Origin of the sequence: Pseudocolwellia agarivorans (assembly GCF_002000085.1) — a bacterium.
Lineage (GTDB): Bacteria > Pseudomonadota > Gammaproteobacteria > Enterobacterales > Alteromonadaceae > Pseudocolwellia > Pseudocolwellia agarivorans.
In genome coordinates, this window is record NZ_MUZU01000006.1 from 60,583 (window position 1) to 77,132 (window position 16,550).

14 protein-coding genes are annotated in these 16,550 nt (G+C 37.2%); 5 read left to right on the top strand and 9 right to left on the bottom strand.

Annotated features, from left to right (window positions below):
- Window positions 1-80: 80 nt before the first annotated feature.
- From ovoA to B0X80_RS10895, 9 genes are all read right to left on the bottom strand, one after another.
- Window positions 81-2,213: a 5-histidylcysteine sulfoxide synthase gene (gene ovoA / locus B0X80_RS10855; protein ID WP_077340214.1), complete on the bottom strand. Its 2,133-nt coding sequence runs from the start codon at window positions 2,211-2,213 to the stop codon at window positions 81-83.
- A 43-nt stretch (window positions 2,214-2,256) separates the two neighbouring features.
- Window positions 2,257-3,384 (bottom strand): hypothetical protein, encoded by a 1,128-nt coding sequence (locus B0X80_RS10860; protein ID WP_077340215.1) that lies wholly within the window; start codon window positions 3,382-3,384, stop codon window positions 2,257-2,259.
- Between the two features lie 237 nt (window positions 3,385-3,621).
- The gene (locus tag B0X80_RS10865; protein ID WP_077340216.1) at window positions 3,622-4,098 is read right to left on the bottom strand and encodes an NfeD family protein; all 477 of its coding nucleotides are present in this window, start codon (window positions 4,096-4,098) and stop codon (window positions 3,622-3,624) included.
- A 2-nt stretch (window positions 4,099-4,100) separates the two neighbouring features.
- Window positions 4,101-5,039 (bottom strand): SPFH domain-containing protein, encoded by a 939-nt coding sequence (locus B0X80_RS10870; protein WP_077340217.1) that lies wholly within the window; start codon window positions 5,037-5,039, stop codon window positions 4,101-4,103.
- Window positions 5,040-5,156: 117 nt separating this feature from the next.
- Window positions 5,157-5,921 (bottom strand): cation-translocating P-type ATPase, encoded by a 765-nt coding sequence (locus B0X80_RS10875; RefSeq protein ID WP_139345311.1) that lies wholly within the window; start codon window positions 5,919-5,921, stop codon window positions 5,157-5,159.
- A 320-nt stretch (window positions 5,922-6,241) separates the two neighbouring features.
- On the bottom strand, window positions 6,242-8,020 hold the full coding sequence (locus B0X80_RS10880; RefSeq protein WP_077340219.1) for a GGDEF domain-containing protein: 1,779 nt from the start codon (window positions 8,018-8,020) through the stop codon (window positions 6,242-6,244).
- 116 nt (window positions 8,021-8,136) lie between these two features.
- Window positions 8,137-9,036, bottom strand: coding sequence for a LysR family transcriptional regulator (locus B0X80_RS10885; protein ID WP_077340220.1), 900 nt, complete (start codon window positions 9,034-9,036; stop codon window positions 8,137-8,139).
- A 40-nt stretch (window positions 9,037-9,076) separates the two neighbouring features.
- A complete protein-coding gene (locus tag B0X80_RS10890) occupies window positions 9,077-9,550 on the bottom strand; it encodes a MarR family winged helix-turn-helix transcriptional regulator (protein WP_077340221.1) in 474 nt (157 codons plus the stop codon).
- A gap of 396 nt (window positions 9,551-9,946) precedes the next feature.
- Window positions 9,947-10,909 carry an MBL fold metallo-hydrolase gene (locus B0X80_RS10895; protein WP_077340222.1) on the bottom strand — a complete coding sequence of 321 codons (963 nt, stop codon included), beginning with the start codon at window positions 10,907-10,909 and terminating at the stop codon, window positions 9,947-9,949.
- Window positions 10,910-11,122: 213 nt separating this feature from the next.
- On the opposite strand from B0X80_RS10895, the gene B0X80_RS10900 reads away from it, so the two are divergent.
- The 5 genes from B0X80_RS10900 to maiA are packed head-to-tail and all read left to right on the top strand — an operon-like array spanning window position 11,123 to window position 16,388.
- Window positions 11,123-12,814 (top strand): FAD-dependent oxidoreductase, encoded by a 1,692-nt coding sequence (locus B0X80_RS10900; RefSeq protein ID WP_077340224.1) that lies wholly within the window; start codon window positions 11,123-11,125, stop codon window positions 12,812-12,814.
- A gap of 1 nt (window position 12,815) precedes the next feature.
- Window positions 12,816-13,007 (top strand): DUF2783 domain-containing protein, encoded by a 192-nt coding sequence (locus B0X80_RS10905; RefSeq protein WP_077340226.1) that lies wholly within the window; start codon window positions 12,816-12,818, stop codon window positions 13,005-13,007.
- A gap of 60 nt (window positions 13,008-13,067) precedes the next feature.
- Window positions 13,068-14,372 carry a homogentisate 1,2-dioxygenase gene (gene hmgA / locus B0X80_RS10910; protein WP_077340228.1) on the top strand — a complete coding sequence of 435 codons (1,305 nt, stop codon included), beginning with the start codon at window positions 13,068-13,070 and terminating at the stop codon, window positions 14,370-14,372.
- A gap of 33 nt (window positions 14,373-14,405) precedes the next feature.
- A complete protein-coding gene (fahA, locus tag B0X80_RS10915) occupies window positions 14,406-15,734 on the top strand; it encodes a fumarylacetoacetase (protein WP_077340230.1) in 1,329 nt (442 codons plus the stop codon).
- A gap of 15 nt (window positions 15,735-15,749) precedes the next feature.
- On the top strand, window positions 15,750-16,388 hold the full coding sequence (gene maiA, locus B0X80_RS10920; protein ID WP_077340232.1) for a maleylacetoacetate isomerase: 639 nt from the start codon (window positions 15,750-15,752) through the stop codon (window positions 16,386-16,388).
- Window positions 16,389-16,550 lie beyond the last annotated feature (162 nt).

The window sequence follows — 16,550 nt, forward strand, 5'->3', positions numbered from 1 at the left end:
ACTCCTTTTGTAACAAATAAAAATAACTGTATATTAAAACAGTTATTTTTACTACACGTTTTACTTAAGTCCTCAATACATTACTTTTTTTGCCACACAGTAAAATGAATGTTGGATACCAGATATTCTCTGCAATTATTTAATAACACTCGAGGAATATCTTTATCGGCAAGTAAAGTAAAATGGGGTGCTAAATGTTCGGCTAAACCATCAAAGCCTGTTACATTTTCGCCATTCACTTTAAGGCCACCAATCCACTTATTTTTAGCCGTAATGTTTTCATTAAAGTTGTAGTTTGACGCGACCATCAAGAAGCCTTTTTCATTCAGGCGTTCATGAATTTTTGATAAGAAAAGCGCGGGGTCGTAACTTTGTTCTAAAACGTTTTGCGCTAAAATCACATCATATTGTGAATACTTAGCTTTTAAATTAGCGGCATCGCCTTGGCTAAAGTGCACATTTTCGGCTGAGGTTTCAAGCGCGAGTTCCGCGAGTGATGTTTCTTTAAATTCAACAATGTCGCCTTCGTTCTTCAAGGTGTAACGCACGCTACGGTTATTTTGTAACTGTACACCATGCTGTATATAACGAGCTGAAAAATCGACACCATCTACCTGTTTAAATACGGCTGAAAGTTCAAAAGACGTTCGACCTACGCTACAACCTAAATCTAAACATTTATTAAGGTTATCTGCTGATTTATTAGTGTATTGAGCAACAGAGTCAATGACTGCATTGGCTAAAGCTTTAGGGTAATTAGTAAAGTTTAAATACGCTTTACCATAATGACTTTCAAGCTGCTGGCAAACTGCTGTATCCGTTTCGTAAATATTAACATCTGACGTTGGAATAGCTTTATGTTCACTTTCTATGTATCTAAAGCCAGCATGTTGAAAAAAGTGCCGTCTAAACGCATAGCGAGATGATTTGATAGCTTCGTTACCTGTTGAGATCCAAGATCCACCTTTAATTAAATTGTGTTTTCCATCAAACGTAGGTGTTGAAAAATCATCGTATAACGGATGCACTTTAAAGCCGTTAAAGCCATCTATTGCTGATTCTGTCCACTGCCACACATTACCAACAATATCGTAAAACTCGCTTTGGTTATTTTCAAAATAATTTACCGGACAAGAAGAAGCAAAAGACGCTAAATTTACATTACCTGATACTTTATCGCTCGTGGTGTCTTCAGGTAAATCTTCTCGTAGACAATACCATTCAGCTTCTGTTGGTAATCGAATATGTTTAGCGGTTTGCTCGCTCTTCCAGTTACAAAATGCTTTTGCTTCTAAATAGTTAACTTCAACAGGCCAATTTAATGGTAAAGGTATAATTGAAGATAAATTACGTTGGAAGTATTCACCGTTTTCAACAAGCCAAAACACAGGCATGGTCGGTTTTTTAAATGACAACCAATGCTGACCTTCTTCAGTCCAATATTGTGTTTTTTGATAACCTTGCGCTTGCACAAATTCAAGAAACTCTTGGTTAGTAACTAAAAATTTAGACGCGCTAAAATCATCTACATCAACAGATAGCTCACCGTATTCGTTATCCCAACCGTAGGTTTTATCTTCATCTTTCTTACCTAAAGTTAGCTGTTTTCCTGCTACGGGTATTAACTGATTGAGAGGAGCTTGATCAAAAACCTCGCAAGGCGACCATTCGGCCGTCTGTGTTAAATCGGCTAGCGGTAGCATTCTCATAATAACGGAAGAGGTTTCAAGATGAATACGCTCGTGCTCACACCCCATTAACACTACCCAAGCTAATGAGTTTTGTTGAATAGGAAGCGTTAGCTCCATGGTATCAATAAGGTTTAGCATTAATGAATAAACCGAAGCACGATAATCCTTAACTTCTTCAACGGTTGGCCATTGATAATTTGCAGTATTTAAATCATCCCAACTCATTTCATCAACACCCACAGCACATACAGACTCGATATGCTGATTCAGTCGTTTATGAATATATTTACCTAAAATAAGCTTGTTAATGAAGAAAGTAGCCGTATGCCCATAATAAAAAATTAAAGGATGCCTAAGACGCTCAGGCTTTGAAAAATAGGCTTCATCGTTATTAATTTGAGAAAACAACGACTCGTAAGTTTGCCAAGTATTTTGGAAATATAGCTTAATTTCTTCGCGCTTACTTTCAATGGAGCTACCATCAAGTAACGGAGTTTTAAATTGCGTTAGAGGTATATTCATAAATTAACTTATGTTTGTTTAAATTTTGATTATTTTTATATCGTTATTTTTCAAGGATAATAGCTTGCTGATAGGTTTGTACTATCGCTAACTTTAATTTATCACCTAATGCTTCTGTTACTTTATACGTATCAGGAAATATTTGGTTCACTTTCAGCTCTATTTTATTTAAAGAAGTATTAAACCAACTACTCTCCATAAATAAGCTAATGGCACCTTGTTTATTCCCTTTGTCGTATAAAGATTCAGGTAATTGCCCTTGAGTATTATTATTTTGCTCTTTAGCGCATGCGTTATGAGTATACTGTTCTAATGCTTCAATTAAATTAAGTAACCCAAAGACAACATTAGTATAAGCATTATAATAAACACTTGAAGCTCCTAAACGGTGTTCTATTCGCGCTGTTTTTTCCCAATCAGAGGTTGAAACCATTACCTTATTGTTATGGTCGTACAATAAAGGTTCTTCACCCATCGGTTGATTATGTTTGCCTACCTTTTTATACAGCGCAATACTGCCTTGATGCCCACCCGATAGATCAATTGGAGAACATAACTCTTGAGCAAGGCCATACTTATCTTTTAATTTTAAACGCTCAAAAGCCTCTTCTTCAGGCATATATAATAAACAACAAGATAAACTTGAATGCAAAAAACACTGCTGTAAATATTCACCAAAGCCATGATAAGGAATAATATTTTTACCTCTATCATCAAGCGCACTAATATTCATTTGAATCGCGTTGGGAATATGTACGGCTCGTTGTTCGTTTGTAAAAATATCTTTGCTGCCTAATGCCAACTTACCTGAATCGCCAGACCATACAACGGGTTTAATTAACGTATGTTTGATCCCTTGCAATGCAAATAACGTCGGAATTTTTTTAATGGCACAAGATAAATTATCAGCTTCTTTCAGAGGAGATTGACCGTTAAACAAAGAAATATATTCCCATTGATTTGACCAATATTCAGGGATCAACTGCCCATCAATATTTAAAGCAGCAAGTTGCTTGTTTAAAGTAGCATAATCTAACGGTTGCGAATGCTTATTTGATGACTGAAAACATCCTTCTAATTCAAAATGAATTAAGGGTTTAAAGCCTAAATGCTCAATATAGATTTGTAGTAGCTTGATCGCTTGTTTAGCGAGTTCGTCAACTACTAACATAAGATAAATAAACTCATGGTATTTATTTTATTTACTTCCATTTTTGTCGTTATTATTAAGTTATTCTCGCTATCAAAAGACCGTTGAAATAACTTAAAAATTTCCACTAATATACAGTACATTACGTATGATTTTATAGAGTAGATCAACTTACACTAATTTTTATTAAAGTTTAACAAATAAAAAAAAGCCTGTAATAACAAGTATTACAGGCTCTTATGCTTTAACTTAATTAATTTAGCACACTGCGTTGTGTTTAGTTACAGGCGTTACCCACAACGTACCCACTTCTGCCTTGATTATTTTGACTTCAGTGTTTGCCTCAATTTCTTGTTCAGATTTCAGCTTCCACATAATGCCTGAAAATTTATAATCAGGATTTTCTCGTAAGCTAACAGCTTGCTCTGCTATAAAACATTCGCCCACAAAATCGCTGTCTACTTCTTTGCTTTCGGTATCGCCTTGCATACGCTTTAAAGGTTTCCACAAACTAAAAGCTAGTATTGCAGTGATCAAAGCGGTAGACATTAATACGCTGTTATAACTATGGGGTAATATATCTAACCAAATTGCGGTACCAGTCAAAACCATGGCTAAGCCCATAAAAAACAGTATAAAAGTAGCAAACCCCAAAATAACCACTTCAATGGTTAATAATAACAGTCCAATAGCAACAATGGTTTCAGCTAAATATTGTGTAAGCCACTCATTCATTGTTATTTACTCCCATTTAGTGCACTTATAATGGTGGTTGCTTGTGCAACGAGTGAGCTTGCTTCAGTTGCGCTGTCGGGTAATAAAACAATGCTCGACTCTTTGGCAATGGCTGCTTTGGCAGCAATGGCTTTAGTGGCTAAGTCGAGTTGAACCGCTTTTTGCCCTTGTTCAGTTGAGGCTGCTTCACCTACCACTTTTAATGCGCCAGCTTGTGCGTCTGCCACGGCAATAATTGCTTTAGCTTCACCTTCTGATTTTAATATTTGCTCTTGTTTTTCAGCTTCAGCAGCCAGTACTTGTGCTTGCTTTTCACCTTCCGCAATATTAATAGCTGCTTGTTTTTCACCTTCCGACTCAAGTATTTTAGCGCGACGCTCTCGTTCAGCTTTCATTTGAGATTCCATCGCATGCATAATAGATTGTGGTGGCGTAATGTCTTTAATTTCGTAACGTAAAACAGCAACACCCCATACAGCTGCGGCTTCGTTAATAGAAGTAACAATGCGGCTATTAAGCATATCTCGCTCTTCAAAGGTTTTATCTAAATCTATTTTACCTATTTCGGAACGCATAGTGGTTTGCGCAATTTGGGTTACGGCAAACACATAATCTTCGACGCCGTAAGTGGCTTTATATGGGTCTAACACACGAAAATATAAAACACCGTCAACATGCAAAGAAATATTATCTTTAGTGATAGCAGATTGCCCTGGAATATCGTAAGCCTGCTCTTTTAATGAACGGTTTGCAGAAATTTGATCGATAAAAGGAATGATAAAGTTTAACCCTGCAACCTTAGTTGATTGATACTTACCAAAACGTTCAATAACCCAAGCTCTATTTTGAGGAACAAATTTTATTGACGACTTTAAGGTAATAATAATAAATATTAATATCGCGAAAGGTACAGTTAAAACATACTCAAAAATTATTTCCATATTTTTATCCTTGTATTTATTAATAACCCCAAATTCGGGTTAATTAACTCTACCCTATCAACTTAAGACATAATATGTCAAGGCGAGCTAACTATAAAAAAACCTCCTTTACTTTATCTATTCTAAGAAAAAGTTGTAATAAATATAAACTTGGCTAGTTACCGCTAGTATAACAATACTCGCTATACTCCATATTCTCATGGCTTTAGTTGGCCTATCTTTTTCAGCTACTTCATCACCATACATAGCTCTATGATTTAACCAAGCAATTAATGGTGCCGTTAAAAAAGAGATGCTAATGGGAAGATCGATAAAGGTTCTGAAAGACTTTAATAAAAATATAATCAGTAATATCGCACCTAAAATTTGTACCAATAATGTCGCATAATAGTATCGATTATCTTCAGCCGAATTAGGCGATATAATTTTTTGCATTGCCTGAAAAGCACGGGGATAACCATCTAAGACTGTCATTAATGACGAGGTCATTACCGCTATTGCCGCAGCTGATATGAGAGGAATAACCCAATCGCCGATTGCACTAGCAAACATAGTAATTAACATTGAAGCAAAGCCAGCCGCGCTAGAGGGCATTTCTGTACCGCTGTTATAAAGTAAGGCTGCACCTAAAAATAAAAAACAAATAGACAGAATACTTGTTAAAAAGTAACCAAAATTAAAGTCAAAACGGGCTTCAGCCATGGTTACTCTTCGACCTAATTCTTTTGACTTTGCATTTACCCATAATGATTGAAAAATAGAGATGCCAACGGCTGTGGGCATCCAACCAATTAACGCAATTAAAAAAAGTACTTGAGTCGTATCAAAACTTAATTCTGGTATATATTGAGCACTTTGCCATACAAAATCAGGTGCGATCATAAAAACAGCAGCAAAAGTAAATACAGTAAATAACACAACAAAAAAAAGTGGCTATACGCTCTAACAAACGATATTTACCCGATATTAATACCGCTGCAATGGTTGCTAATAAGCATACCGAAATAGAAACATAACTATAGTCTAACGAAAATATATTTTTCAATAGGCCTGCTGTAACAACCGATAACGCTGCTGTTATATCAGAGACAATAATAAAAGTATATTTTAGTTGTAAGAGTAGACTAGATTTAGCTGTAAACTTAGAGGTAAATAAACCTATTAATGTATTATTCAAATAGGTTTATTTTTTGTGAAAGAAATTACAATACACTTTCTAGCACTTTCTTTTTCTGATTTTCTCTTATCCTGTAAGAAGGAGCACCGCGCTGACACACAAAAATAGATGAGTGAGTTGCTTGTTTGGCTTGCTTTTTAGCAGCAGTTGCCATTTCAGCGATGTCGTGGTGCGATAAACATAAATCGAGGTTAGGCTCTACAATTCCAACCGCTAAACTCAATAAAGGATAAAACTGTAATTCGCCTGTTCTAGATTGAGATTTAATCCCCCCGGCGAGTAGATGTTCTTGGGTGTAATACTGCTTTATTTGCTGATCAAAATCTTCAAGTATTTTTTCACAGCTGCTTCTCCAGTGTTTTCCTTGAAATACAGCAACAAAGTCGTCACCACCAATATGACCAACAAAATCAGGTCCTTGGCAATGCAGCTGCACAAGATTAGCCACTAACTGAATAATTTGGTCGCCTTTAGCATAACCGTATTGGTCGTTATAAGGCTTGAAATTATTTAGATCAAAATAAGCAAAGTGAAAATTTTGTTTACAAGAAATTAATTTATCTACATGTCTATAAATAGGTACGTTACCTGGTAGTAAACTTAATGGGTTAGCGTACCTAGCATGCTGTAATTGCAACTGCGTAAGTTGTCGCAATAAATCACGAACAGAGCCAATACCTATGTATTTATCTTTTTGCGTTAAAATAAAGTGCCATAGTAATTTCTCATTATGTTCAGAAGTCACCATTTGAGCGACTTCGTCTAACCTTGCATCTACATCAACAATGACTGGATTTTTCAGCATTGTTTCTACAACCGGTTTCTTCTCATTTAACGCTCGACCATAGGGTGTAGAAAACAGTTCTAGAATGTGATCCCGTAGGATCATTCCAATAGGCTTATGATCTTTAACCACAGGAATTGAATTTATTTTTGGATTTTTATGAAGATATTCAACAACATTTTTTGTTAATTCGTTATGAGACAAAGGAGTTAAATTTTGTAATAACGAGCTAGCAACTTGTTCGAAATGAACAGGGTAAAGTTGCGAACGCTGCCTATTTTTCAATATTACCGGTAGCTCTAACGGAGGATATAACGCAGGCCTTGCAAATAAAAAGCCTTGGTAAATAGACAAACCTAACTCTTCTAATTGTTCAAACTCGCCTTGGGTTTCAATACCTTCTGCTACTACTTTAGCGTTAATACTTTGCCCCAAGTTGAGAATGCTTTTTATAAACTCTCTTTTTATTGGGTCTTGATCACACTGATTAATAAAATACCGATCTATTTTTACATAATCGGGTTTAACTTCTGACCAAAGTTTAAGTCCCGCATACCCTGCTCCCAAATCGTCAACCGCTATTTGAAAGCCTAAGTTACGATAATGCAATAGCGCCGTTTGTAGAAGATCTGATGCATCAATCGGGTATTTCTCGCTTAGTTCAATAACCACTTGCTCTGGCGATAAGTTATGTTCTTTTAAATAAGATAAGGTAACAGCCTGTGGATGATCTGACTGTAAAAACACCATAGGACTAACATTTAAAAACAACTTCCCTTTAAGCTGTAACTCTACAAAACGCGCAATAGATATGCGCCTACAAACCAATTCAAGTTCTGATAAAAGTCCATGATTTACGGCTTCATCAAATAAAGCTTGCGGGCTATGTAACGGGCTATCAGACGGTCCTCGAATAAGCGCTTCATATCCATATACAGCTGTTTCTTTAGTGTTATAAATAGGTTGAAATAAAGCCGTTAATTGCTCATTTTCAATAATTGTTTGTAATTGCTTTTTCAAAGTAAGTTTTCAAGGCGAAGGCTTTTGCACACTTTATAAAATATTTATGTCAATTTTATTACAAAGAAACATTCAAACGTTAATAAAATGTAAATACTTACAATGAGTTACAAATTTTAGACTTTTCGAGAATGGTACTCGTTTTTTATAATGTCGATAAAAGCTTTAGCTGCACTTGAAAGAGGATAACGCGTACGGGTAACAATACCGACTCTACGGCTAATGGGTGGTGATGTTAACGGCCTACAAACCACGCCTTGCGCTTGTAAATGTGTTCTACATAAAGACGGCATAGCACTAATACCTAAGTTAATAGATACCATTTGCCCAATAGTGGCAAGCTGATTTGCTTCAAACTCTATATTTAAATCAATATTCTCATCACTTAATGATGTTTCAATTAATTGCCTGATACTCGACGGGCGCTGTAGCGTTATAAAAGGGTATTGCGACACCATTTGCCACGTAATAATATCGTGCTTTAATAACGGGTGTTCTTGTGGAAGTGCAATGATAAAGTTATCGGTAAACAGTGGCTCAAAATGCAAATAATCAGCTTCGTCAGGATCAAAAGTTAACGCTAATTCTACTTGCCCATTGCGTACCATATTTACAGCGTCTTCGGCGATTACGTCATGTACTTTTATATTAATTTTTGGAAAGCTTGCTTTAAATTTTTGTAATTGGGCTGGCAATTCACTGCTGGCAAAAGAAGGCATAGCCGCCAGTGTTAATTTACCTCTATTTAACGAGAACAAATTTCCTAAGTCGCTAAAAGCATCGTCCCAGTTAATTAATAAATTTTTGGCTACCGGAAAAAAATCTTCCCCTTCAGGCGTTAAAGAAACGCTGCGAGTTGATCTAATAAATAAAGGGCCACCAACGGTAGACTCTAAATTTTTAATAGAAATACTTAAAGCGGGTTGAGACAAATGAAGAATTTCACACGCTTCAGCAAAACTACTGCTTTTTGCAACGGTGACGAAAGCTCTAATTTGTTTTAATGTTACGTTCATTTCGGCTTCCGTTGATATGAGGGTCTGCTTATTTTTAAATTTAAGCTTTGTTAGCTTCTTCTGATTCCATGATCACAACTTGCTTGTCTAACTTTTCAAGTATTCTCATTAAATCTCGGTATTCACTAGCATCTAAAACACTAATTAATTGTTTTTCCCAATCTAACGCTTTGGGGGCTATTTTTTTGTACATTTCACGCCCTTCTTCTTTTAAAGAAAGATAATTAGCGCGATTATCGTTAGTGTCTTTTGTTCTTAATATGTAGTCTTTTTCTTCAAGTACCTTTACGGCTCTAGATACTTTTGATTTATCCATAAAGGTAACTTCGCCCACATCTTTTGCATTCAACTTATCGTGTTCAGCTAAACGAGCAAGAATACGCCACTCAGGAATAGTTAAATCAAAATCATTTTTATAAATTTTTGAGCAGGCATTACTAATGTTTGTCGCTAGGTTTACCATACGATATGGCACAAAAAGATTTAACATTACAGCTCTAGGACTTGTTGCCATGCTGTCTCCATCGGTTTTGATTTTCTAATTAAAAATCATTATACGAAAGCTGAAGGGTAATTACATTATCGTTTGTATATAAAGTTGATTTGTTATCATTGTCGCTAGTATCAAATACACAACTAGCCACAGCATATTTATATAATGATGGAAAAAAGTGATTATACCCGTAACCATTCAAGATGCAGGTTTCAGTGCGAACTAAAAACAATTTAAGCACAGATTTTACGTTCCAAACAAAATCTAAGGTCTACATACATGTAGGAACCTGACTAAAGTTAATAAGCCCCATAAATTGTTTTTAAACCCATCGAAGAAGCGCTTTAAAATACACACCTTGATTGGTAACGGGTATATACGCAGCTATATAGCCACGTATAACCAAGGAAGTAAAAACTAATCTTGTAATTTATTCCATACTTCTTGATCACGCTCATCAGTCCAAATGCGAGGCCAATCTATACCGTCACATTCGTCCCATAAACGCTGAACATCAAACGGTAAACAATGTTCAAATATAGGCCACATGCCAAACTTAGGCGCTAATAGATCACGAGTTTCTTCAAACGCTTCTTTAACTGTACCACCACGTTTGTGAACCTCAGTGACTTTTTCAATCATGCCATTTAAAAAGCCACGCGTTTGTTCAATAGCCGCGTCAACATTTTCAATACCACGAGCAACAGCTCCACGACCACCTACAAGTGTTTCAGCACGGTAAGACTTAACTTTATCTAATGTTTCTTTTGCCCAATCAAAATGGAACGCATCGCCAGTGTAAAGTGCAGCGGCAGCTTCAACTAAGTCGCCAGCAAATAAGATTTTATGCTTAGGCAACCAAGCAACAATATCGCCAGCCGTATGACCACGACCACAATATTCTAAAATTAAAGAGCCTCTATCGCCCCCTAATGGAATTTCAATTTTATTATTAAAAGTAATGTCAACTTGCGTTAAACCTGGAATACCTTCTGGTTCTCTGAATAAACGAGGCATTCTACCAAATTCACTCGCCCAATCTTGTTTACCGCGCTCGTCAATTAACACCTTAGTATTATCATGAGCAATGATAGATTCTGCGCCAAATGCTGAAGCACCTAAAACACGAACAGCATGATAATGAGACAATACTAAATACTTAACAGGTTTGTTGGTATGTTTTCTCAACATCTCAAGCCAATCGTTTGCAGCTTTTGGTGTTGCGCGAGCTTCAAAAGCAATAATAAAGTCTTCTGCTTCTATTGCCCCTACATTTGGATCCCCTTCTGCTGTTAAGGCGTAAACCCCATCAGCCAATACTTCAAGAGTTTCAGTTTTAACGCCTAAATCGGCAGATGACGCAAAAGGTTTGCTAGCCATAATAAATACCTCTAATTAATTTAATTCAACGCAACAAAGTTAACACACAATAACTCTTATGTGAAACCATTTATTTATAACCACCTAAGAAAGAGTACTTAAAAACCCATAAAACAACAGTAAAATGACAATAGATTAAAATAAAAAACTGTACAATAGTCTCACTTGAGAATATAGTTGATTAATAAACAGTCTTACTAGAGGCGATTTAAAATGCAAAACACATATACAAATCCTATTTACCCTTATAGGAAAAGTGCGGACCAAAACACAGCAACACCAGCGCACCATCCGGTGGTTATTATTGGTGCTGGACCTGGAGGATTAGCCCTATCAATAGATCTTGCATTGCAAGGTATAAAGAGTGTGGTGCTAGATGATAACAATACGGTAAGTGTCGGTTCTCGTGCGATTTGTTTCGCTAAAAGAACCCTTGAAATTATGAATCGATACGGTTGTGGCAAACGTATGGTTGATAAGGGCATAACGTGGAAAAAAGGGAAAGTATTTTTTCAAAGTGAACAGGTATACGACTTTGATTTATTAGCCGAAGATCATCATCAGCTTCCTGCTTTTATTAACTTACAGCAGTATTATTTTGAGGAATACCTTGTAGATCGCACTCAGGATTTTCCTCAAATTGATTTACGCTGGAAAAACAAAGTACTTGCTATAGAGTCTACTAAAAACCTAAATACCTTAACCGTTGCCACACCCGATGGCGAATACACAATCACAAGTGATTACGTATTATCTGCTGATGGCGCAAACAGTAAAATTAGAACGATGCTTGGGCTAGAAAGTAAAGGCCAAGTTTTTCAAGACAGATTCTTAATTGCTGATGTAGTAATGAAAGCAGACTTTCCTACTGAACGCTGGTTTTGGTTTGATCCTCCTTTTCATAAAAATCAATCAGCTTTACTGCACAGACAAGCAGATGACGTATGGCGCATAGATTTACAATTGGGTTGGGATGCTGATCCTGATGTTGAAAAGCAAGAAGAAGTAGTTAGGCCTCGTATTGAAGCTATGTTAGGTGAAGGTATTGAATTTGATCTTGAGTGGTCCAGCGTTTACACCTTTCAATGCCGTAAAATGGATCATTTTATTCATAACAACGTTATTTTTGTTGGTGATGCAGCGCATCAGGTTTCACCTTTTGGTGCACGTGGAGCAAACGGCTGTATTCAGTCGGTAGACAACTTAAGTTGGAAACTAGCACGCGTTTTACAAGGTAAAGCACCTGTCACCTTACTTGAAACCTACAATACTGAACGTCAGCACGCCGCTAATGAAAACATTATGAACTCTACTCGTTCAACAGATTTTATTACCCCTAAAAATGAAATCAGCCGTATTTTTAGAGATGAAACCTTAAAATTAGCAAAAAATTATAATTTTGCGCGTACCTTAGTCAACAGTGGACGCCTTTCTTTACCTTGCAGTTACAACGACTCACCATTAAATAGTATTGAAGTGGAAACATTTAATACCAATTTAACACTAGGCTCAGCACCAAAAGACGCGCCATTGCTTATTGATAACCGTGAAAGTTGGCTAATCGACTACTTAGGTAATACCTTTACACTGATGGTAAACATTGATGTACAAACACCTGAAAAGTTAATTGCCGAACTTAATTTACTCGCGCATCAAGACGACCTTAAACTATTGTTAGTAACCGGTAATAACGATGAAGCTAAAAACAGTAGAATTCAAACAACAATAGCGCATCAAATTATTATCGATCATAAAAATATCATTTTAGATCGTTACGACTTAACACCAGGTTCAACTTACCTATTTAGACCCGATCAAATTATTACGGGTCGTTGGAAAAGCTTATCAAACGTGCAAGTAAGTAGTGCAATACAAACCGCACTCGGTTTTGAGTTGGAGAAATAAAATGAAACTAAATGTAGAAGCAAACTTTACAGATCCTGATGCGTTTTATGCGTCACTTACAGATTTACATAGAAATTTAGATCGCCAACAAAGCGAAAGCGCAAATGCTCGACTCATTTTATTATTAGCTAATCATATTGGTGATTTAACAATACTGGAAGAAGCTTTAACCATAGCAGGAGAAGTAAAGTGAACCACGCTCATTCTTTTGTTTACATTAACAGGGTATTAACCACATTAAAGGAGACTAATAATGATAGATATTAATTCTCTTAAGTATTCAAACGGCTTTGGCAATGAGCACGAGTCAGAAGCACTTGAGGGCGCTTTGCCTATTGGCCAATTTAATCCTCAAAAATGTCCATATGGATTATACGCTGAACAATTTAGTAGTACCGCATTTACTGCACCACGTAATGAAAACCGTAGAACGTGGATGTACCGAATTCAACCTTCAATCAGTATGGGTGACTTTGCTCCTATTGATAAAGGTTTATTAAGAACAGGGCCGATTACTGAAGTAACATGCCCGCCCAATGTAATGCGTTGGGACGCTTTACCACTACCTACTGAGCCAACTGATTTTATTGATGGTTTAACGACCATGGCTGCTAACGGTAATGCCAAAGGCCAAGCAGGTATTGGTATTCATGTTTATACCGCAAACCAAGGCATGGGTAATCGCTTTTTTTACAGTGCTGATGGCGAAATGTTGTTTGTTCCTCAGCAAGGTGAATTAATTGCCTATACTGAACTAGGTATTTTGCACGTAAAACCCGGTGAAATTTTAGTTATTCCACGTGGTATCACTTTTAAAATAGATCCTGTTGAAGGCCCTATTCGTGGTTACATTTGTGAAAACTACGGCCATGCACTGAGCTTAGCAGAACGTGGCCCTGTAGGCGCAAATGGTTATGCTAACGACCGCGACTTTCAATACCCTACTGCATGGTTTGAAGACGTAGAAGGTGATTACCAACTTATTGCTAAGTTTTGCGGTGAGCTACATCAAGCCGCTTTAGATCATTCACCATTGAATGTAGTTGCTTGGGTCGGTACTAGCGCACCTTATAAATATGATTTATCGCGCTTTAATGTAATGAATACGGTAAGTTTTGATCACCCCGATCCTTCAATATTTACCGTACTTACTTCACCTAGTGGTGAAGAAGGTGTCGCCAACGTAGACTTTGTAATTTTTCCTCCTCGTTGGATGGTGGCAGAAGGCACATTCCGTCCACCTTGGTATCACCGTAATATTATGAGTGAATTTATGGGACTAATTGAAGGTGTTTACGACGCGAAAGAAAAAGGCTTTGTGCCCGGAGGAATGAGTTTACATAACACCATGACACCCCATGGTCCAGAAGCTGATGTATTCGAAAAAGCCAGCAATGCAGAACTTGCTCCGCAACGATACGAAAATACATTAGCCTTTATGTTCGAGTCGCGTTATGTGATTGAACCAACAAAATTTGCCCTAACCACACCCGCTAAACAAGAAAACTATTTAGCCTGCTGGGGCAACATGAAAAAGCATTTTAATGGTAAGAAATAATCTTGCCTTTATACCCAATAATAGGAATAAATAATGACACAAATTAATGAAACTCATGACGTAAACTTAACAAGCTGGGTAAGCTGTGCGAATGAAAACAGCGATTTCCCTATTCAAAACTTACCTTTTGCTATTGTTAAACCTAAAGAGAGTAATGAAGCACCTCGTGGCGCAGTTGCTATAGGTTCAAAAGTTGTAGATTTAGCGGCATTAGCGCAAAAAAACATCTTTACTGGGCTTGCTCAACAAGCGCTAGAAGCTGGTAGCGAAACTACATTAAATACCTTAATGGCTATGGGTAAAGAAGCAAACTCAGCATTACGATTAGCCTTGTCTCAAGCCCTTAGAACTGGTTCAAATTTACAAGATAAAATTGCTGACTGTTTAATTGACCAAGCCAATATTGAATACGGCATGCCTTGTGTTATTGGTGATTACACTGATTTTTACACATCAATTCATCATGCAACCTCAGTAGGTAAATTATTCAGACCCGACAACCCATTATTACCAAACTATAAATGGATCCCTATTGGCTACCACGGTCGTTCCTCAACTATCGATATTTCAGGCCAAGAATTTCATCGCCCTATTGGCCAAACAAAAACACCTGATATGGAAGCACCTATTTTTGCCCCCTGTAAGCGTTTAGATTACGAACTAGAAATGGGCTTATTTATTGGTAAAGAAACACACTTAGGTGAGCAAATCGATATTGACGATGCTGAAGATCACTTATTCGGCTTATGTGTTTTTAACGATTGGTCTGCACGCGATATTCAAGCGTGGGAATACCAACCTTTAGGGCCGTTTTTAGCGAAAAACTTTGCCTCAACTATTTCACCGTGGATTGTAACCATGGAAGCACTTGCTCCGTATCGCGACTCGTTCACACGCCCTGAAGCAGATCCTGCACCTATGCCTTATTTAAGCTCTGACAAAAACTCAGCGCAAGGTAACTTAGACATAGATCTTGAATGCTACATTGAAACACAAAAAATGCGTGATGCTAACCAACCTATGGTTCAACTTTCAACGTCTAACTTTAAACACTCATATTGGACCGCAGCACAACTAGTAACCCACCATGCAAGTAACGGTTGTACTATGCGCGCAGGTGACTTATTAGGTTCAGGTACACAATCGGGCCCAACAGAGCCTGAAGCAGGTTCTTTATTGGAGTTAAGTAAAGGTGGTAAAGAAGCGTTTAGTTTACCAAACGGTGAAAAGCGTACCTTTTTAGAAGACGGTGATACCATTATTATGCGCGCTTCATGTCAACGTGAAGGCGCTGTAAGAATTGGTTTTGGTGAGGTGGTAGGTACGGTACTTCCTGCTGTCGCAAACAAATACGTTAGCTAGTGAACAGGTGTATATATGAAACTTTATAGCTACCATCGTTCTTCTGCGGCTTACCGTGTAAGAATTGCATTAAACTTAAAAGACGCTGCACACACGCTAGTACCGGTAAACTTACTAACTGGTGAGCATACACAAGCCCCATATACTGATAAACAACCTCAGGGCCTAGTGCCCTGTTTAGAAACTGACGACGGTCGGTTTTTAAGCCAGTCTGGCGCTATTATTCAATATATAGAAGCGCTGTATCCGCAGCATCCACTCGTTCCTACTGACGCGTTTGCAGCAGCAGAAGTACGTAGCATGATCGATTTAATTGCCTGCGATATTCACCCACTCGATAACTTACGTGTGCTTAAATATTTAACGCAAACACTAAACGTGAATGAAGATGAAAAAATGCAGTGGTATTTTCATTGGATAAACAAAGGGTTTAACGCGTTAGAAGGTCAACTTAAAGCTGCGCCTTATAGCTTAGGCGACACAGTATCGTTAGTCGATTTATACCTTATTCCGCAAGTGTACAATGCTCTGCGTTTTAAGCTTGATATGACACCCTACCCTAATATTTTAGCTATTTATAACAACTGCAATAAACTACCTGCATTTGATGCCGCTAAGCCTGAAAATCAAATAGATTTTCCTAAAGCAGATTAAAGTAGGACTCGGTAATTTAAAGTCGCTGAAATAACGCAATAGCTGCCAAGCTAGAAGCACAACTAAAGCGCTAGCAGAAAGAGTAATCAATGATTACTCTTTTTTAGTCTTTTAAAACTTAATCAACACACTAAATAAAATTAGATTCTGTGGTAGCCCCAA